Raw genomic sequence first — 18,396 nt, 5'->3', positions numbered from 1 at the left:
CGTGGGAACGATCAAGAGCCGCTCATTGCTTGGGGCGCAACAGCTGCATCTGCTGGCGATAATCATCCGTCACCTGCCGCGCCTGGCTGCTGCTGGTAATCACCCTCGGCGTAATCAGCACAATCAGCTCCGTGCGGTCCTTAGACTTGCTGGTATTGCCAAACAACCAGCGCAACCCCGGAATCTTCCCCAAGTAAGGCACGGCACTGACGCTCTCAGCATTGTCTTGCTTGATCAACCCGCCGAGCAGCACCGTCTGGCCACTCTGCACCGCTACCTGGGTGGACACCGAGCGCGTGGAGATACGCGGGTTCACCGGCGTCTCACTGTTCCCCGCCGGGTTCTGGGCATCACTGACCTGTTGCTGGATATCCATGTACACCAGCCCGCCCGGATTGATGCGCGGCACCACATCCAGAATCACCCCCGTCTGCACATATTCGACACTGCTCAAGGTGGTGTCGGCGTCCCCGGTATTAACGGTGGTCTGACTGATGGGAATGTTGTCCCCCACCTGGATCTGCGCCGGCTGGTTGTTCATCACCACCAGCGATGGCGCCGACAGCACCTGGGTGCGGCCGTTGGTTTCCAGGGCGTGCAGGGCCACTTGCAGGTTGGAGCTGACGAAGGAGTAGAACAACGAGTCCGCCGCCCCCAGCCCTGCCCCGCCACCGCCCAGGGCGCCTTGGCTGCCGGAGGCGTTGGCCACCGTGGTGCTGGTGGAATTACCGGCCAGGCGGCCCAGGTACCACTGCACCCCCAGGTCCAGTTCGCCGGTGAGCTTGACCTCCAGAATGCGGGTCTCGATCTGCACTTGCAGCGGTGGGTTGTCGAGGCGTTTGATCGCCGCTTCGATCTCTTTCCATTGCGCCGGGCGGGTGCGCACCAGCAGTTGGTTGCTGCTTTTTTGCGCGGTGATGCGCGTGCCCGTCTCGAGGTCGCTGGTGGGCGATGCCTGGGTGTTTTCGGCAGGCTCGGATTCAGGTTCTTCGGCTGCGGGCACCGGGGCGCTCGCCTGCAAACCGGCACTGGTGGATGAGGACAAGGTGGTGGTACGCAAGCCCGGCGCTACCTTCGCCGGGGCGTCATCCTTGATCGTGCCATTGCCGTAGATCTGCCGCAGGTACTTGGCCAGATCGGCGGCCTTCATATTGCGCACGTCGTACACATACATCTGCGGCTCGTTGCCGCCGCCCTCGTCGATGGTGCGGATCCAGTCGCCCACTTCGCTGAGGTACTGGGGCTGGGAAGAAATCGCCACCACCGAGTTGGTGCGCTCGACCGGCAAGAACCGCAGCATGCCGGCCAGGGGTGTGCCACTGTCCGCGCCGAACATGGCTTGCAGCTCGGGCATCAGCTCGGCCACCGAGGCGCGTTGCAGGCCGAACACCGCCACCGACATGCCCTTGAGCCAGTCCACGTCGAAGGTGTCGATGGTGTCCTGGTAGTTGGCCAGTTCGTCGGGCGTGCCGGCCAGGCTCAGGACATTGCGCGCCGGGTCCACCAACAAAAAAGCGTTTTCACGGGCGAAGGGTTTGAGCAGTTTCTGCATCTCGGTGGCCGAGATATAGCGCAGTGAAAACAGACGTGCCGAGAGGCCGCTGGCCGGTTGCGCCACGCGCATCTGCGGCACCAGCTTGCCCGCCACTGCCTGGTTGGCCGGCAGGATCACATAGCGGTTGCCCTGTTTGATCATGGCGTTGTCGGTCCAGGACAGCAGGGTTTCGAGAATCGACAGCGCTTGCTGTTTGTCCACGGGCTTGGAGGTGGAGAAGCTGACAGTGCCCTTCACGCCCTCGGCGATGCTGTAGTTCTCGTGCAACAGGTCGCCCATCACGCTGTTGATCACGGCCTCGATAGGCTGATCGGCGAAATTGAACACGATGTCGCCGCCCTGCTCCGGCACGTTTACGGGCGCCGCGGGCTGGCGCACAAACGCTTGATTGCCACGAATCAGCTGGCGCTGCGGCGGAGCCTGGGTGGCAGGTGGAGGGCTTTCGGCCACAGGTGCCTGAAGCGGCGGGCGCTGTGCGCCGGTGCCCTGCAGGGCCTCGTGCAGCAGGTCGTCGTCCGGGTCGAGGGGGTCGGGCAAAGATCCACAGCCGCCCAGGGAGACGGCGGTAGCCAGGCAAAACAGCGAAGTGCGCATATCGATCAAGGGAGAGACTCGCGGGGATGTGAGATCAGGGGTAACCGCTTACCGTAGAGGCTCAGGGTCTGGGTGCGCCCGTTGAGGGCAAAACGGGCGTATTGCGGGGTCAGGTGCTCCAGGCGCCAGCCGTTGGGCAACGCCTGGCCCAAGCGCACCGTGAGCGTTGGGCCACCGGCTTGCTTGAGCATGGCCATTTGCAGGTTGCCGGTGATCATGATGCCGCTGAGGGTCAGGTTGGCCAGGCTCGCCACCTGGGTTTTACCCACCTCCCGGTCCGGGCGGCGATCCGGGCTGAACAGCGGCGTTTGCCAGGTACCGGCAAGGTCTTGCAACGCTGGCGTGGGAGCGGCCTGCACCTGGAACGAGGGTGGCGCATGCGCCGGCGCATCGGGTAACCACCGGGGGGCGTCGCCGATGCTGCTGAGGATCATCGCCATCAACAGCCCCAAGAGCCCGGCCACGCCGAGCCAGCCCCATTCCAGAGGACGCAAGGGGCCAATCATGGTGCCACCCGCGCCGGTTGCAGGTAGCCGCGCACCAGCAGTTGCACCGCCAGCTTGCCTGCCCCGCCACTGGCTGGCGCCTGTTTGTCGCGACGGATATGCAGCTCATCGACGAACAGAAAAGGCGGCTGATATTCCAGCCCATGCAGGATCGCGGTCAGCGGTTCGATGGCGCAATTGAGCGTGAGGCTGACCTTGACCTGACGATAGGGCTCGCTGTCGTTCTGTTCAGGCGTGATCGGCTTGCGCTGGGTCAGGTTGCAGCCGCCGCCGAGGTTGGCGTGGCTGTTGATCAGGTCGGCGAGACGCTGCATCAGGTCGGCGGCGACCACGTCCGGGTCGTCCCCCGGCAACAGGCTGGCGCTGCTGGCCGGGTCTTGCTGTGCTTGCGCCAGCTGTTCGCGCAAGGCATCGCCCTGGCGTATGACGCTGGCATAGCGCTGCTGCTGTTCACGCAACTGTTCGGCCTGTTCACCCATGGCCCGCAGCGGCCCGGCGAACCAGCTGTCGATCAACAGCCAATAGGCCGCGCCGAGCACCAACGCCAGGGTCAACAAGGCGGCGCCGCGGCGTTCACGGGGTGTGAGGGGTCGGCGCATCGGCGGCCTCCTGGCGTAAGTGGGCACGCAAGGCAAACTGGTCCTTGCCGCTGCGTGCGTCGGGTTGGATCACACCTTCAAACTGCGCGTTGTCCAAGCGCTGGCAGCCTTTGATGCGGCTGATCAGGCCACTGGCCTTGGCGCTCTGGCCGGAGAAACTCACCTCGCCGTCCTTGACGTCCAATTGGTCGAGCCAGGTGTCGGCGGGCAGGCAACTGGTCAAGTCATTCAGCAGCGCGGCCAGGGGTGGTTGCGCCCGTTTACGCTGGCTGAGGTACTGCGCCGCGCCACGGGTGTTGAGCAGTTGCTGGCGCAGGGCGTGCACCTGGGCGACCTCGGCTTTTTGCTGTTGGACAGTGGCGTGCATGCTGTCGAGTACCCGCTGGCGGTCGTTGAGCCACAACAGCATCGCCGCGATCAGCAACGCGCCGCACAACCACGGCAGGCTGCGCTGCAATTGCTTGCCGGCAGGCCGCGAACGCGGGCGTAACGGCGCGGGTAGCAGGTCGATACCCAGGCCCGCCACATCCACGCGGTGTGGGTACAGGCCGAGGGCGGCGCAGTCAGTGAGGACCTGGTCAAGGCGCTCGCGCAGGATCGCCACCACCCTCACCTCCAGGTGGCTGGGGGTGCGCCGCTCCTGGCGGGCGACGAAGTAGAGCTGCTCGGCGTTGAACGGGGTGTAGCGGTCCAGCTCATAGCCAACCACCTCCACGAGGTTGCGCGCGGCAGCCAGAGGCAGCTGCACGCTTTGCTGCAACACGGCGTCGGGGGCAAGCATCAGCACCTGGCGCGTATTGCCTGTGACCACCGGTGTCGTCAGCGGCCAGTGATGAACGTGCTCGGGCGGTTCCTGGAACGCCAGCCACTTCGGCACACAGCCGCGTAACTCCGTGAGCCACAAACGCCAGCCTTGTTGCAGTAGGCTGCCGCGCCAATAGCGGGCAATCGGTTCGAGTTGAATCATTCTTGCCACCGCACTACCCGATAGGGCTGTGCGCTGTCCTCCGCAGGGCTTAGTAAAAGGGTCAGTCGCAGGCGTGCCTGATAGCCGCCGGGGCGCTCGGCGCGGCTGTCGATCTCCACGACCTGGCCGGGGTCGACGCCCTCGGCGTCCTGGCGTGGCAGGTTCAACGCCTTGCGCATCAGGGGGCTGGCGAATGCCGGAGCGGGCCGGTCGAGGTCGCTCCACAAGGTGATTTGAGGCAGTAGTTGGCTGTAGAGCGCCGGGGTCATGCCGGGGAGTTGACGTACCTCTTCCAGCACCCGAAACGGCGGCAGGCCCTGATGGCGGCGAGTCTCAAGGGCCTTGACCAACTGCTGGGCCTGAACCGGTGTAGCGCCGCAGGCCAGGGCCAGGCGCGTGAGGTCTTGGGAGGCGGCGTTGACCAGGTACAGCTTGCCGCGCTCACTGCGCACACTGACCTGCAAGCGGGCGTCGTCGAAGGTCAGCGCAATAGAACGCCCGTCCGCCACCCACTGCCCTTGCGCCATGACCTGTGCGATACCGGCCTGGGCGGCCAACAGTGTCTGGGTGTGCTGGCGCAGCCACAGCGCCTGGCGACTTTGCAGTTGCACCCACCCGGCCAGGCCACCCAGCAATACGCTGAGCAAGGCCAGCACCCACAACACCAGCAACAGGGCCGCACCGCGTTGGCGCTTCATTCTTCGCTGCTCGCGCTGGACAGGTTCAGGCGCAGCGCAACCACCTGGGCGACCCATGGCACCGGCCCGTCGACGGAGGCGTCGATGCGCACCGCTGTAGGCAGGCGCCGGGGCCAGGGCCACGGGCTCAACCAGTCGGTGGGCTGGCCCAGTGGCGAGACACCGCGATAGCTGAACTGCAGCGCCTCGACGTCATGCAAAAGCACCTGCGGCTCATCGCGCTGCGCGTTGGCGTGGGAGGCCCTCTGCGAAAAAGCCACCTGCAGATCCTGCCCGACCCGTTGCAGGGTAAAGTGCTGGATACCCCCGCCCAATACACCGGGCAAGGTCGCCACAAACTGCAGACGTTCAGGCGTGCCGATAAAAAAACCTTCGGCCTGGCTGTCATCGTCAGTGAGCTTTAGCGGCAGCGCCTCGCTGATCGATGTGCGCAAAAACTGTTGGGCGGCGCGCATTTCATCCAGGCTGACGGTGTAGGCCTGGGCCTTGGCCACCGCCCGATTAGCCCCCAGCAACGCTGCGCTCACCAGCAGCAACAACACCGACAGCAAGCTGAGCACCACGAGTACTTCCAGCAACGTGAAGCCCTGCTCACGGCGCTTCACAGGCGCGCCTTCAAAGTGCTGAAGTGCGCCTGATGCGCGCCTTCACGCACGTTCAGGTCAAGACGAAACAGGTGCGGCTGTTGGCGGGTACTGGTCAATTGCCAATGGATACCCTCGAGTTCGCCTTGGCGGGTTCCCTCCGTCAGCGGGCCGGCGGCTTCCTGGTCCAGCACCGTGAGCGCGGCATGGCTGAGGCGGTCGCTGCGGGCCACCTGGGACAAGGCGCGCGCGCTTTGGCCGAAGGCAACCAGCAACACGCTGCTGCACACCGCCATCAACGTCAAGGCGGCGAGCATTTCCAGCAGGGTGAAACCGGCCTGGTGCTTCATGGCAGCGCCTTGGACTGCACACTGCCGGTAAGCCAGCCAATGTCGATGCGCCAACGCCGGCTGCCGTTGGCCAGCAGCAGGTTACCGCCTGTGGAACTGCCGTCGGGATAGAACACCACCGCGGGCCCAGCCTGCTCGGCACTGTGCAAGGTCACTTGCACCTGCGCTGGCCACTGCTGTGACGCACGCCCTGGAGCCTGGAACGAGCGGCCCTGGAGGTCGAACTGAGTGCGCGCCGCCTGGCCGCTGACGATGGCGCTCGCCCGCGTGGCGCGCAGCGCCTCGACCATCTGCGCGACCACCCGGCGCTCCTTGGCCACCTGCAGCCCTTGCCGTACACCCAGCCCCAACAACCCCGCCGCAATGCCGATCAATAGAATGACCACCAGCATCTCCAGCAGGGTAAAGCCTCGCTGGGCCACTGGCGGGTTATTCCCAGTTGCCCAGGTCGGCACTGTAGCCCTCACCGCCGGGTTGGCCGTCCTGGCCGTAGAAGATCAGGTCGAAGGCACCGTGCTCACCGGGGAAGCGATAGCCGAACCCGTGGCCGAACGGGTCTTTCAACTCCGAAGGCTTGGCGTAGGGGCCGGACCAGTTGGAAGCACTGGCCGGCTTGTCGAGCAGCTGTTGCAGGTTGTTGGGCGGCGCCCCCACGTCCAGGGCGTAGCTGTCGATCTTCATGCTCAAACTGGCCAATTGCGCCTTGCCCGCGCCGTACTTGCCCTTGTCCACATTGCCACCGACCTGGCGCACCACAATGGTCGCGACAATACCCAGCAGCACGATCACCGCCAGCATTTCCAAAAGGGTGAAGCCGCCTTGGCGGTGTCGGGTTTTCATCGGTTCTGCTCCTTGAAAGTTCATATATGGCTGGTGAGGCTCATCAGCGGCAGCATGATCGCGAGCATGATCACCGCCACCAGCACCGCCATGACCACGGTCAGGGTCGGCACCAGTGCCGCGAGCAAGCGTTCGATGGCGCGCTTGGCCTCGACGTCGAAAATGTCGGCGACCTTGAGCAGCATGCTGTCCAGTTCGCCGGCCTGTTCACCGACTTCAATCATGTGCAGCGCCAGCTCCGGTAGCAGCGGCTGGCGACCGAACGCATCGGCCAGGGTGCCGCCACCCTTGACCCGTTGCGCTGCCAGCGCCACTTGCGCCTGGAGCGCACGGTTGCTGCAGACTTGCCGGGCGATCACCAGCGCGGGCAGCAGCGCCACGCCGTTGCTGAGCAACGTGCCGAGGGTGCGGGTCAGGCGGGCGGCTTGCACCCGTTGCAATAGCGGGCCGATCACGCGGATGCTCAGCAGGTGACGGTCGTAACGCTCACGGCGAAGGGGGTCGCGCAGGCGCGCCGCCAGGATCCACCCACTGATCGACAACCCGGCCAGCACCACCAGGCCATAGGCGCCGAGGAACTCGCCGAGCGCCAGGATCACCTGGGTGATCAGAGGAATCGGTACGCCAAGGTCCTGAAAAATCGGCACGAATTGCGGCACCACATAGGCCAGCAACAGCGCCAGGGAACCCAGTACACCCACCACCAGGAACGCCGGGTAGATCAGCGCATTGATCACCTCGCCGCGCAGCAACTGGCTGCGCTCCAGGTAGTCGCTGAGCTGGCGCAGGGTGCCTTCCAGCGCCCCGCCGGCTTCACCGGCGCGCACCATGCTCAGGTACAGCGGGGAAAACGTGCCGCCCTCCTCCTCCAGCGCCGCCGACAACGGTTTGCCGGCCTTGACCTGGTCGCGGATACGCTCGATCAAGGCCCGCACCTGAGGATGGCGGGCTTGCTTGAGCAACAGGTTCAAAGCACGTTCGAGGGGCTGGCCGGCGCCCAATAACGTGGCCAACTGCTGGGTGAAACTCACCAGCGCTGCCCCCTTCAACTGCCCGCGCGCCTGGCGCAACAAGGGGCTGCTGGCTGTTTCGATGTGCAGCAGCAACCACCCGCGCTGATGCAAGACGGCGACAGCGGCCGCCTGGTCAATGGCCTGCAACGTGCCGTTCTGGGCCACGCCCTGGCTGTCCAGAGCGCGGAACTTGAACAGGCTCACGCGTCATCTCCACGGGTGACACGCAACACTTCTTCCAGGGAGGTGACACCGGCCAGGGCCTGGCGCAATCCGTCTTCATACAAGGTGCGCAAACCGGCGCGGCGGGCGGCGTGCTCGAGGCTGGCGGCGTCGGCGTGGCCCATCAGCAGGCCACGCAACTCGTCGTTCATTACCAACAACTCAGTGAGGGCACTGCGGCCGTGATAGTCACCGCGGTAAAGCAGGATGGGACGCTGCTCGGTCAGGCGATCCAGGCCGTGCTCCTTGATCAATTCCGCTGGGGCCTGGAAGGCAACCCGCGTGGCCGGGTCCAGGCGCCGCACCAGGCGCTGGGCGAGAATACCGCTGACGGTGGAGGCGATCAGGTAGCTTTCCACGCCCATGTCCAGTAAGCGCGTGATACTCGCTGCGGCGCTGTTGGTGTGCAGGGTCGAGAGGACCAGATGGCCAGTGAGTGAGGATTGGACGGCAATGCGGCAGGTTTCCAGATCGCGGATTTCGCCGATCATGATCACGTCCGGGTCCTGGCGCACGATGGCGCGCAGCGCTCCGGCAAAATCCAGGCCGATGGCGGGCTTGACCTGGATCTGGTTGATCCCTTCAAGCTGGTATTCCACCGGGTCTTCCACGGTGATGATCTTGCGTTCAGCCGTGTTGAGTTGCGACAGCGCGGTATAGAGCGTGGTGGTTTTGCCCGAGCCTGTGGGCCCGGTGACCAACAGGATGCCGTGGGGCCGCGCCAATAGATCCTGGAAGGCCGCCAGGCGCGGGCCATCAAAGCCCAGGCTGGGGAAATCGAATTGCACGGTTTGCCGGTCCAACAGGCGCATCACCACCGACTCGCCAAAGCTGGTGGGCACCGTGGACACCCGCAGGTCCAACGCTTTGCCCTGGATGCGCAGCATGATGCGCCCGTCCTGGGGCAGGCGTCGTTCGGCAATGTCCAGGCGCGCCATGATCTTCACCCGCGAGATCACCGCCGCCGACGAACTGGCAGGCGGTGCTTCGGCGTCGTGCAGCACGCCGTCGATGCGGTAGCGCACCTTGAGTTGGTTTTCGAAGGGTTCGATATGGATATCCGAGGCGCGCTGTTCCACCGCGCGCTGCAGGATCAGATTGACCAGGCGAATCACTGGCGCTTCGGAGGCCATGTCCTTGAGGTGTTCGATGTCCTCCAGCACGCCGCCCTGCTCATCGAGGTTTTCGATCAGGCTGCCCATGGCAGAACGGCCCTGGCCGTAATAGCGCTCGATCAGCGTGTCGACTTCATTACGCGAACCGACGGCCAGCCAGACCGGCACCCCACAGGCATACGCCAGGGCCTGGAACGGATACCACCGCGCCGGGTTGGCGGCCATTACGCGCAACCCGCCCTGATGCCAACCCATCGGTACGACCTGGTAATGACGCATAAAGCGCTCGGTGACCACGGGAAGCGGGTCGAGCAACGGCGGCGCCGCGTCGGCCAGCAGCAGTGGCGCATCCAGCAAATCGGCCCAGGCGCGAGCCAGTTCGACTTCGGACACCAGGCCCAGGCGCGTGAGTAAACAGAGCAAGTCGCCAGGCTCAGTGGATAAACGCTGGGCGCGTTCCAGATCAGCGATTTTGAGCCCGGCGTGCTGCATCAGCCACGCGCACACCTGGTCGGTGTGCGGGATCTGCATCTTGCAAGCATCGATGGGCGCTGACGACATCATTGAGGAATATCTAACGTTGCGAAAAGTATGGCTATTTAGAACTACCGAACAATGCCATTAGTTCGCCATAGCCCAGGCAGGCGTTAGCCGGGTGTATCGACTGGAAGTTATAGCCCTAGTTCCGGATAAGGGGGTAATTAAATACAAAACATTGCCAAATGCACTGATTTAGAGCGTTGACGGCCATTGGCCACTAGTTGCACTTAGCCATAATGAAGTTGTTCAGGTGCTCTCTCTTTCAATTAACTGACAGTGCAAAAGATTCAAGCGTTTAACTTCATCGTCGGTGGCTAATACGCCCAGACTTTGCAGGACGCGTGTGGCAGCGAGTACACCAATCTCCCACGCGGGTGGCTGGAGGGTGCTGAGGCTGGGCAGCAACATGTGGGCAAACGGGTAGTCGCCAAAACCCAATACGGCGCAGTCCCGGGGGATGTTCAGCCCGGCGCATTGACCGGCCAGCAAACCGCCGGCGGCGAGGTTGTCGTTGGCGAAGAAAATCGCGCCGGGCGTGACCGCCTGCCCCGTCAGCGCTTCCATGGCCTGCTTGCCCGCTTCACAAGACGCCGAACTTACAAATCTCCACGATGAACGACGTGTACCTTGTTGCCATCTGGATCACGCAAGTATGCGCCGTAGTAACCTTCACCATACTGCGTACGTAAGCCGGGCCTTCCTTCATCCGATCCGCCCGCATGAAGCCCGGCGGTATAGGCAACGTCTACCGCATCTGGAGAGGGAGCCGAGAAAGCGACCATGCTGCCATTCCCTGCCCTGGCTTCGTTGCGATCATAAGGGCTGTACACCCGCTACCCTCCTTTGTTTTTGATGCGTGGAATTCTATCGTGCCTCTCCAGGCAGAGGGTACACAGTCACCACTGGCGGCTGAAAGACAGATACTCGATCTGGCGACACTCCCACCTCCATAGGCGGAGTTCATTATTATTGCTGAATACTAGAGGAACTCATCTAAAGGGTTCGGCCGAACCATGGCTTCGATTCTCCGACTGTAGTGGTCAAGTTCAACCTCACGCTATACTGGACAGTGGAACAAAATAAAACCATATCTATCAAAAACTGCCTACCCTGTGTTTATTTAAGCCCCTAGAATAAACGCGCAGCCAGAATGGCAATGGCCAATAGCAGAATAACGGCGCCAAAAAATTTATTAATGTAGATCCCGATGGCCGGACGCTTTTTTATTTTCGTTGCAATTCCACCAGCCAGAAACATCAGAGGAATTTCAATCAAGAACATAATTAAGATTAGCTCAATGCCCAATATCAGCATCTGCATACCCGGCGCACCTGCTTCAACCTGAATAAACTGCGGGATAAATACCAATGTAAAGATGATGGCCTTAGGGTTCAGCACGTTGGTCAGTAATCCTTGCGAATAAAGTTCACTAAGGCTTTTCCGCTCACTGTTGCTTTGAAGGCTAATCGTGTTTTTGTTGTTAAAAATGCCAAGGCCTACCCACATGATATAGAGCGCGCCGCCGATGACAAAAAACTCATATAACACAGGCGAAGAAGCGATCAGTGCCGTAACGCCGGCAATCGCAAGACCGATGTGACACATCACCCCAGTGACAGCGCCCAATACCGTAATCAGCCCCGCTTTCGTTCCCTGGGTTATGGCATTAGACAATGCGCAAAGCATGTCGGCACCAGGGATCAACGTTAACGCAGCAGCCGAAATAGCAAATAAACCCAGCGTAGAAATATCGATGAACACGTTTTCATCTCCTCGTCAAAAAGGCACATAGTCGGCCCCTCTTAGTCGGCGAGATAGAACGATATTGCTCAAATGCGTCGGTTGCGATAGCTACATGGCGTGACGCCGTAAGTTGACTTAAATACCCTGCCCATGTGCGACTGATCGGCAAACCCGCAAGCGATAGCGATTTCCGCGATATCTCCGCCCCTGGAAAGCAATACCTTAGCCTGTTGCAATCTAAGCTGCCGCTGATAGCGATTCGGTGATAAACCGAATTTTGCCGAGAATTGACGACAAAGGTGGAACTTCGATATGCCGACCTCCCGTGCCAGTATATCCAGACGCACTTCCTGGGTTTTATGATCGTGCAGATACTCTTTTGCTCTTCGCAAGCTTGGCGTGATGTCGCTGGCCTCAGTTAATGACTGCCACGGAGAAAACACCTGGAGCAGCTCCGCCACACAGTCGCTCCATACCACTTCACGGTCAAAATGACTGGATTGCGTTTCAATCAGTACCGAAGCGGTTTCACACAACTTTCTGGCGAAAGCCGCATGTTCGATGTGCTTCCCCTTAATAGCCGGTAAATGCATTGCCATGTTTTCCGCTGCGCCGAGCAGCATCTCGTTGCTGGGATAAAACATAAAATAGTGGCAGCCCTCCTCACCCAGAGGTGTCCCGGCATGCATCTGCCCTGGCGAGATGATGCTAATTTGCCCACGGCAGACGATACCGTCGGAGTCTCCTTTGGCGCTGTTGTTATTGGCGCCACGCAGGACAACGCCAATCGACCAGGTATCATGCCAGTGCACGTCAAATCGATGGTCCGAAAAGTCCGCTATCAGCAACTCAAGACCGCCCAGCGCGTCAAAACGATGCATGAATGCCGAATTTCCCATTACATTTTTATCCGAACGATCGTTGCCACCGTTGGCCAAAATAACACACAACACGCAGCGTGAAAGCCCGCAGCTCAGCATTGAAAATGCTTCCGCAGCATCCTAAAAAAGGGGCCGCTGGGCCCCATTACATTATGTTCGCATTCGTTCCTTGTTAACTAGCATGCAGATTAATGTTTATTAATCACACCGTAGTTCAAAGGGTGCCAGTCATAGCCATCACCCTTTCTACTGATGTAGCCCAGGCCAGGGAAGGACAAATGGGCGCCCGCGACAAGCGCTCTTTGCTGTGCAAGGTCATCAAACAGCCTCTTGCGCTGCGCAACGGCGGCAGAGGCGTCAATATCATAGGCGATGGCGACATTAGGGTCAGGGAATTGCACGGAGGCGACGTGGATCATATCCCCCAATATCACCATCTTTTTCCCTTTGCTTTCGACGGCAAACACGCTGTGTCCTGGCGTGTGCCCGCGCGTTTCGATAGCCGAAATACCCTGCGTTAGTTCCTTTTCTCCCTCGAACGTCTTCAGTTTCCCCGCCATTTCATAAGGTTTCAATGAGGTGATCGCGGCATCAAAAAAGCGCTTATCTTTCTCTTCCGCCTGCCGTTTTGTTTCTTCATTAAGCCAAAAAGCGACTTCTTCTTTTTCCACTCTGACAATGGCGTTCGGGAAAGCGATTTTATCCTGCGCCACCAGCCCCCCCACATGATCGGGGTGCAAATGGGTTAAATAAATCTCATCCACCTGCTCCGCCTTATAGCCCGAAGCATTCAAATTTTTCATCATCTTGCCCAGCGTTTCACCATGCAGCGCGCCGGTGCCGACATCGACTAAAACTAACTTTTCTCCGGTGTTAATAAGATAGGCATTCACCGATGTCGGCAACGGTAACGATAGGTTATTGACCTCCATCGCCTTTTCAAGCTGCTTCAGCTGAGTATTGATCAATATTTTATCTGCGGGCATGGGACTTATTCCGTCAGACAACGCCGTCACTTCGAAATCGCCAAGCATTATCCTGTAGAAACCTGGATTTTCTATTTTAGAAAAAGGCGCCGCGGCGGTTGAAGCGGCAGAAAAAACGGCGAGAAACGTGCCAATGAGTATATTGCGACGCATAGAGAACCTCGTAGATTGAAGAAGGAAACACCTAAAAACTCTATGTAACAAGGGACATGAACTAAGAATATCCCTCCAATCACTTAGAACTCCTGCACTGTCGGCCTGATAACGATTTCACTCACGTCAACGTCCAAAGGCTGCTCGATCGCATACGCTATGGCACGCGCGATCGCATCGGCAGAAATTGCCTGGCTCTGGTAAAGCTCGCTAACGGCCTTCGAACTCTCCGCGTGCGAGCTGCCCATCCTCAGTTCGGTATCTATCAGGCCCGGAGAAATGATCGTGGTTCTGATCTTCCCGCCGACCTCATGGCGTAAACCTTCGGTTATAGCGCTTACTGCGAATTTTGTGCCGCTATAGACCGTCCCTCCGGGACTAAACACTTTCTTGCCGGCGATAGAGGAAATAGTGATGTAATGACCGAATTGCTGTTTTTCGAACAGTGGCAACGTCGCGGCGATGCCGTAAAGCACCCCTTTAACATTGATATCGATCATCCGCTCCCACTCATCAACCTTCACGGCATTGAGCGGAGCAATCGACATCAGCCCCGCGTTGTTGATCAATACATCGATCTTACCAAATTGCCTAACAGCCATAGCGATGATCGCTTCGACATCCTGGCGGTTCGTCACATCCGCCTGCAGCGCCAATGCAATCCCCCCGGCATCAACGATTTCCCGAACTAAATCGTCAAGACGAGCTTTTCTACGCGCTGCGACGACCACCTTGGCCCCCTTCGCCGCCAGATGCCTTGCGGTGGCTTCTCCAAGACCGCTGCTTGCGCCGGTGATCACAACGACTTTGCCTGAGATAGTGTTCATCTTACTTCCCTCATGTGTTTGTCTTTGGGAGTACTTTATCTACTGTTTAACATCAGTAAATGGGCGTATCGCAAACCGGCGTTTTAATACCTGGAATACATCCGATCAGCACAAACGACTTAGTCAGCTTAGCTTACGCTCACCACTGCCCTCTGATACCGGCGAAAACTCTCTCGCTAACGTCTCTGCATTACGTGCCAAGATGCCAACATCGACTCCAACAGCCACGAATGTAGCCCCCAACATAAGGCATCTTCGGGCAAAGTTAACATCGAGTGTCAAAATACCTGATGGTTTTCCAACTCGCTCCAGGCGCTTGATTGCATCTTCAATCGCATTAACAACCACAGCACAATTGGGCTCTCCGGGGAAACCAAGGCTGGCAGCAAGATCCGCTGGCCCAATAAATACGCCATCCACGCCTTCAATCAAGGCGATTTTTTCCAATCTTTCGAGAGACTCTGCCGTTTCTACTTGCACCAACAGACAAAGCTCCTCATGCGCACGCTTTGCATAATTGTCAACCCGACCAAACCGGGTCGCGCGCGTCAGGCCAGAAACACCTCGGATACCTGCAGGCGGATAATGCATTGCCGCGACAGCACGTTCAGCCTCTACCTCATCTTGGACGTAAGGAATCAACAAGGTCTGAGCACCAATATCCAGAAAACGCTTGATTAAAACCGGGTCATTGCTCGCAGGCCTGACAATCGGATTTACCTGGTAAGGCGCCAGCGTCTGCAATTGAGGAAGAACACTCAATACGTCAGAAGGTGAATGCTCTGTATCTAAAAGAAGCCAGTCAAACCCTGTTGCGGCAACAATCTCCGCCGCGTAACTTCCGGGCAGGCTGCACCATAATCCAATCTGTTTGCGTCTTTGCGCAATGGCATACTTGAAGTGATTGACCGGAATTTGCATGTGGCGCCTCTCTATTTAAATGATACGCCAATAGCCCCAAGTGGACCGAAATCCGCATGAATCACATCTCCTTTAGAAATATCGACTGGTCGCGTAAACGAACCGCAGAGCACAATCTGGCCCTTCTCCAGTTTCCCGCCAACGGCATGAAGTTTATTCACCAGCCATGCGATGCCAGCCGCCGGGTGCCCCATGATTGCGGCGGATACACCAGACTCTTCGATGATGCCATTCTTCGAAAGCGTGGCGCCTATCCACCGGATATCAACATCCATTGGACGAATTGTGCGCCCGCCAATGACTATCGCTCCGAAGGCGGCGTTGTCGGCAATAGTGTCGGTGATCGCCCGCGGCACCTCGGTCCGATAATCAATTATTTCCATCGCAGGTGTAACGAATTCGGTAGCACGCAAGACATCGTGAATTCGGGTGCCTGGCCCTTCAAGATCCTCGCCCATAATGAATGCCAGCTCAACTTCAAGACGTGGTTTCAAGAATTTAGCAGCGTCGATGCATGCACCATCGTTATAAAGAGCATCGTCAAGAATGCGGCCGTAGTCCGGCTCGGTCATGTTTGATGCCTGCTGCATAGCCCTGGATGTTAAACCGATCTTGTGCCCGATTACGCGGGCACCTTTAGCTATCCTGAAGTCCGCCCAAAGAGCTTGTATTTGATAGGCATCCTCGATTTCTATATGCGGGAAGCTCTTGCTCAATTGTGCAATTGGCTTTCGTTCAATCTCGGCGTGCATAAGTTGAACGGCGGCGCTTTGGCGTTCTATTTCGCTCAGCATGTTAATCTCCCATTCAAATTGAAAACACACTATCAAATGACAGTATTAATTGATTTTTTACTATTGGCTGTCCGTCGAATCGAATAAGGCGTGCCTCAATCTTCGCTCGCAATTTTTTGCAGAATTAGCGCCAAGAGGCCTGCAATAAATAGACACGCCGCCATCACTGCGAGACCCGCCGTGAAGTTTCCCGTTTCCTCTTTCAACCATCCCATAATCCACGGGCCTAAAAACCCGCCAAGAGTGCCAATCGAGTTGATTAGCGCGAGCCCGCCTGCCGCCGCAACACCTACGAGATAGCGCGACGGGATCGCCCAAAAAACGGCGCGGGCGGCGTTCACGCCTACCAATGCAATCGTCAACCCCACTAATGAAAATACAAACGACTGAGTGAGGAAAGAAACAAAGAACCCTAAGCCCGCGATCACGCAGGTGAGCATTACATTTTTGATCCGACGGCCATTCTTGTCGACGTAAGCAGCCCAGGCGATCATTACAACGACAGCACATAGATAGGGAATGGCAGTCAGGAAGCCGACAGCGACGTTCGAAAAATTCTCCTGCTTGATAATCTGTGGCAACCAGACTTGCACACCGTATGATCCGATAGAGAACCCCAGATATATACCGCTGAGTATCCAGACACGAATATCGGAAAGTACAGATCGCATATTGGTTGCGGGTTTTACACGCTGCTCGTTAGCTACCAGCCTGACTACGAGCTCCCGCTCATGGGGGTTGAGCCATGACGCTTTGCCGGGAGAGTCTGCCAGTAGTTTTGCGACGAAGAATCCAAGTACAACGCAAGGGAGTGACTCTATTAAAAACATCCACTTCCACCCCGCGAGACCCAATACACCATCAAGATTGAGCAACAAAGCGGAGACGGGTGCGCCTATAAAAGAAGACGCAGGGATAGCGATTAAAAACCAGCCAATGATTTGAGCACGGTATTTCGATGGAAACCAACATGACAAATAATATGCAACACCGGGAAAGAATCCAGCTTCGGCGACCCCCAGCATAAAGCGCAATATATAAAAACTCATTGGCCCTGATGCAAATACCATGGCGGCAGATACCAGCCCCCAGGATATCATTATCCTGGAGATCCACAGCCTGGCCCCTACGCGATAGAGAATTAGGTTACTGGGCACCTCAAAGAGACAATACCCCAAAAATAGAATGCCCGCGCCATAACCGAATTGAGATGACGTTAACCCGATATCTTCATTCATGGTTAATGCTGCGACTGAGATACTGGTGCGATCTATATAGTTGAAAACATAAGAAATCATGAGAATCGGAAGAAACCGCCACGCGATTTTTGCGAATAGTTTCTTTTCTATTTCATCAGTAACATTTTGCTGTGCAGGGGTGCTCACTTCTTGTATTAATGACATATTCCCTCCCGCTAAATGCTTGAATGCTGGCTTCTAGCATGTCTCCAGCACTACACCACACGAATCACCTTATTCAGAAAAGAAGCGCTCAGCATAGGTAACCTCGATGAAGCCGCGACTCTTGAACCAAGAGGCCAACTCATCATGTCGGGGATACCAGACATCCGGAAACTGCTTAAAATGGTGAAGTATTTTATTGAAGACCGACGCAATTAACGGACGCGCACCAAATTGACAATGAAGCGTCAGATTTATAAGTGAGCCGGGCTCGTGCCGATATAAATAATCAAATGTTTCTTGGTAGGCATTGAGATAATCCGATGGGCTCTGCCGTAATACACGATTGTCAGCGAAATCTGTATGGGGCAGCCCGACAATGGAGCCTTTGGGCGTTTCAACCATACGAGGAAGATCGGTATCATTGTAATCCCCATGCCAAAGAAACCCCTCCTGAGCCAAGAATTCTGCGGTTCGATCGGTTGCCGCGACCACAGGAGATAACCACCCTAATGGAGAATGCCCCAACTGCTCTTCAAATATTCGCTTACAGTCGCGAATGTTTTGCTCCTCTTCCGCAGGCTCCATATAAGCGTGAACTTTATCCTGCGTATATGAATGAGCTGCAATTTCATGGCCGTACTCCAGAACTGTCTTCATCGCCTCTGGGTACATTTCAATCGACTTGATGTTGGCGCAGACTGTCGCGTTGATCCCGTGTTCATGGAGGATTCGAACCAATCGCCAAATACCCTCTCTACCGCCGTATTGGGACCAGGTAACACCTGCGCGGTCATAAGTCCCCGGTTTGAGTGAGGTTGTCATTGGACCGTAAGGCGGCGCCTTTCCTTCAGACCAATTCTCAAGTAATACAGTAACGATGACTGCAATGCGATTTCCATCCGGCCACGCAAATGCTGTAGCTGACATATTTTCTCCGGTTACCTTGCCGCCCCGACAAAAGTACCGGGGGGGTTGTGTAAGGCGGCCGCGAAAACTGAGTGCAACACCTGACCTTTCCGGTACGGTGCTGCCCCTATGTCCTATTCCGAACTCAGCGTCGAAGAGCGCGCCATCATTCAACTCAGTCAAGCTCAAGGCTTCAGCC

At 57.9% G+C, this 18,396-nt stretch carries 19 protein-coding genes and 1 pseudogene; all 20 read right to left on the bottom strand.

Annotated features, from left to right (window positions below; all coding sequences use genetic code 11):
• Positions 1–22: 22 nt before the first annotated feature.
• Positions 23–2,149 carry a type II secretion system secretin GspD gene (gene gspD, locus JJD66_RS20070; RefSeq protein WP_200648850.1) on the bottom strand — a complete coding sequence of 709 codons (2,127 nt, stop codon included), beginning with the start codon at positions 2,147–2,149 and terminating at the stop codon, positions 23–25.
• Between the two features lie 5 nt (positions 2,150–2,154).
• Positions 2,155–2,655 (bottom strand): general secretion pathway protein GspN, encoded by a 501-nt coding sequence (locus tag JJD66_RS20065; protein ID WP_200648849.1) that lies wholly within the window; start codon positions 2,653–2,655, stop codon positions 2,155–2,157.
• Positions 2,652–3,254: a type II secretion system protein GspM gene (gene gspM, locus JJD66_RS20060; protein ID WP_020300756.1), complete on the bottom strand. Its 603-nt coding sequence runs from the start codon at positions 3,252–3,254 to the stop codon at positions 2,652–2,654. The genes JJD66_RS20065 and gspM overlap by 4 nt, the downstream gene beginning before the upstream one ends.
• Entirely contained in the window at positions 3,229–4,221 is a 993-nt protein-coding gene (locus JJD66_RS20055; protein ID WP_200648848.1) for a PilN domain-containing protein, read from the bottom strand. Before JJD66_RS20055 ends, gspM begins: the two co-directional genes overlap by 26 nt.
• Positions 4,218–4,919 carry a general secretion pathway protein GspK gene (locus tag JJD66_RS20050; RefSeq protein ID WP_200648847.1) on the bottom strand — a complete coding sequence of 234 codons (702 nt, stop codon included), beginning with the start codon at positions 4,917–4,919 and terminating at the stop codon, positions 4,218–4,220. Before JJD66_RS20050 ends, JJD66_RS20055 begins: the two co-directional genes overlap by 4 nt.
• On the bottom strand, positions 4,916–5,524 hold the full coding sequence (locus tag JJD66_RS20045; RefSeq protein WP_200648846.1) for a prepilin-type N-terminal cleavage/methylation domain-containing protein: 609 nt from the start codon (positions 5,522–5,524) through the stop codon (positions 4,916–4,918). The genes JJD66_RS20050 and JJD66_RS20045 overlap by 4 nt, the downstream gene beginning before the upstream one ends.
• Positions 5,521–5,853, bottom strand: a complete 333-nt coding sequence (locus JJD66_RS20040; protein ID WP_034128223.1) for a type II secretion system protein — start codon at positions 5,851–5,853, stop codon at positions 5,521–5,523. The genes JJD66_RS20045 and JJD66_RS20040 overlap by 4 nt, the downstream gene beginning before the upstream one ends.
• Positions 5,850–6,275: a GspH/FimT family pseudopilin gene (locus JJD66_RS20035; protein WP_034128224.1), complete on the bottom strand. Its 426-nt coding sequence runs from the start codon at positions 6,273–6,275 to the stop codon at positions 5,850–5,852. Before JJD66_RS20035 ends, JJD66_RS20040 begins: the two co-directional genes overlap by 4 nt.
• A gap of 7 nt (positions 6,276–6,282) precedes the next feature.
• The gene (gspG, locus tag JJD66_RS20030) at positions 6,283–6,693 is read right to left on the bottom strand and encodes a type II secretion system major pseudopilin GspG (protein WP_087715863.1); all 411 of its coding nucleotides are present in this window, start codon (positions 6,691–6,693) and stop codon (positions 6,283–6,285) included.
• Positions 6,694–6,713: 20 nt separating this feature from the next.
• The gene (gspF, locus tag JJD66_RS20025; protein ID WP_200648845.1) at positions 6,714–7,910 is read right to left on the bottom strand and encodes a type II secretion system inner membrane protein GspF; all 1,197 of its coding nucleotides are present in this window, start codon (positions 7,908–7,910) and stop codon (positions 6,714–6,716) included.
• Positions 7,907–9,574 (bottom strand): type II secretion system ATPase GspE, encoded by a 1,668-nt coding sequence (gspE, locus tag JJD66_RS20020; protein WP_442800181.1) that lies wholly within the window; start codon positions 9,572–9,574, stop codon positions 7,907–7,909. Before gspE ends, gspF begins: the two co-directional genes overlap by 4 nt.
• Before the next feature lie 255 nt (positions 9,575–9,829).
• Positions 9,830–10,174, bottom strand: a pseudogene (locus tag JJD66_RS20015) (substrate-binding domain-containing protein); the annotation flags it as partial.
• Between the two features lie 537 nt (positions 10,175–10,711).
• Complete coding sequence (locus tag JJD66_RS20010) at positions 10,712–11,344, bottom strand: LysE family translocator (RefSeq protein WP_200648844.1); 633 nt, start codon at positions 11,342–11,344, stop codon at positions 10,712–10,714.
• A gap of 68 nt (positions 11,345–11,412) precedes the next feature.
• On the bottom strand, positions 11,413–12,306 hold the full coding sequence (locus tag JJD66_RS20005; protein WP_234452280.1) for an AraC family transcriptional regulator: 894 nt from the start codon (positions 12,304–12,306) through the stop codon (positions 11,413–11,415).
• A gap of 89 nt (positions 12,307–12,395) precedes the next feature.
• Positions 12,396–13,346 (bottom strand): MBL fold metallo-hydrolase, encoded by a 951-nt coding sequence (locus tag JJD66_RS20000; RefSeq protein ID WP_200648843.1) that lies wholly within the window; start codon positions 13,344–13,346, stop codon positions 12,396–12,398.
• Between the two features lie 83 nt (positions 13,347–13,429).
• Entirely contained in the window at positions 13,430–14,173 is a 744-nt protein-coding gene (locus JJD66_RS19995) for an SDR family oxidoreductase (RefSeq protein WP_200648842.1), read from the bottom strand.
• 123 nt (positions 14,174–14,296) lie between these two features.
• The gene (locus JJD66_RS19990) at positions 14,297–15,094 is read right to left on the bottom strand and encodes an aldolase/citrate lyase family protein (RefSeq protein ID WP_200648841.1); all 798 of its coding nucleotides are present in this window, start codon (positions 15,092–15,094) and stop codon (positions 14,297–14,299) included.
• Positions 15,095–15,105: 11 nt separating this feature from the next.
• Complete coding sequence (gene hpaH, locus JJD66_RS19985) at positions 15,106–15,888, bottom strand: 2-oxo-hept-4-ene-1,7-dioate hydratase (RefSeq protein WP_200648840.1); 783 nt, start codon at positions 15,886–15,888, stop codon at positions 15,106–15,108.
• Between the two features lie 95 nt (positions 15,889–15,983).
• Positions 15,984–17,291, bottom strand: a complete 1,308-nt coding sequence (locus tag JJD66_RS19980; RefSeq protein WP_200648839.1) for an MFS transporter — start codon at positions 17,289–17,291, stop codon at positions 15,984–15,986.
• A gap of 69 nt (positions 17,292–17,360) precedes the next feature.
• Positions 17,361–18,113 (bottom strand): polysaccharide deacetylase family protein, encoded by a 753-nt coding sequence (locus tag JJD66_RS19975; RefSeq protein WP_234452281.1) that lies wholly within the window; start codon positions 18,111–18,113, stop codon positions 17,361–17,363.
• Positions 18,114–18,396 lie beyond the last annotated feature (283 nt).

It is taken from the genome of Pseudomonas sp. MF6751, from assembly GCF_016613265.1.
Classification (GTDB): Bacteria; Pseudomonadota; Gammaproteobacteria; order Pseudomonadales; family Pseudomonadaceae; genus Aquipseudomonas; species Aquipseudomonas fluorescens_BV.
Note: the sequence above shows the minus strand (reverse complement) of the source record. Positions and strands in the feature narration are given on the sequence as shown.

What these genes read in the sequence shown, in the direction of transcription:
- gspE (WP_442800181.1), bottom strand. Translation starts at nt 9,574, where the DNA reads ATGCAGATCCCGCACACCGACCAGGTGTGCGCGTGGCTGATGCAGCAC.
- JJD66_RS20065 (WP_200648849.1), bottom strand. Translation starts at nt 2,655, where the DNA reads ATGATTGGCCCCTTGCGTCCTCTGGAATGGGGCTGGCTCGGCGTGGCC.
- JJD66_RS19990 (WP_200648841.1), bottom strand. Translation starts at nt 15,094, where the DNA reads ATGCAAATTCCGGTCAATCACTTCAAGTATGCCATTGCGCAAAGACGC.
- JJD66_RS20005 (WP_234452280.1), bottom strand. Translation starts at nt 12,306, where the DNA reads ATGCTGAGCTGCGGGCTTTCACGCTGCGTGTTGTGTGTTATTTTGGCC.
- JJD66_RS19980 (WP_200648839.1), bottom strand. Translation starts at nt 17,291, where the DNA reads ATGTCATTAATACAAGAAGTGAGCACCCCTGCACAGCAAAATGTTACT.
- hpaH (WP_200648840.1), bottom strand. Translation starts at nt 15,888, where the DNA reads ATGCTGAGCGAAATAGAACGCCAAAGCGCCGCCGTTCAACTTATGCAC.
- gspD (WP_200648850.1), bottom strand. Translation starts at nt 2,149, where the DNA reads ATGCGCACTTCGCTGTTTTGCCTGGCTACCGCCGTCTCCCTGGGCGGC.
- gspM (WP_020300756.1), bottom strand. Translation starts at nt 3,254, where the DNA reads ATGCGCCGACCCCTCACACCCCGTGAACGCCGCGGCGCCGCCTTGTTG.
- JJD66_RS19995 (WP_200648842.1), bottom strand. Translation starts at nt 14,173, where the DNA reads ATGAACACTATCTCAGGCAAAGTCGTTGTGATCACCGGCGCAAGCAGC.
- JJD66_RS20050 (WP_200648847.1), bottom strand. Translation starts at nt 4,919, where the DNA reads ATGAAGCGCCAACGCGGTGCGGCCCTGTTGCTGGTGTTGTGGGTGCTG.
- JJD66_RS20040 (WP_034128223.1), bottom strand. Translation starts at nt 5,853, where the DNA reads ATGAAGCACCAGGCCGGTTTCACCCTGCTGGAAATGCTCGCCGCCTTG.
- JJD66_RS20000 (WP_200648843.1), bottom strand. Translation starts at nt 13,346, where the DNA reads ATGCGTCGCAATATACTCATTGGCACGTTTCTCGCCGTTTTTTCTGCC.
- gspG (WP_087715863.1), bottom strand. Translation starts at nt 6,693, where the DNA reads ATGAAAACCCGACACCGCCAAGGCGGCTTCACCCTTTTGGAAATGCTG.
- JJD66_RS20055 (WP_200648848.1), bottom strand. Translation starts at nt 4,221, where the DNA reads ATGATTCAACTCGAACCGATTGCCCGCTATTGGCGCGGCAGCCTACTG.
- JJD66_RS19975 (WP_234452281.1), bottom strand. Translation starts at nt 18,113, where the DNA reads ATGACAACCTCACTCAAACCGGGGACTTATGACCGCGCAGGTGTTACC.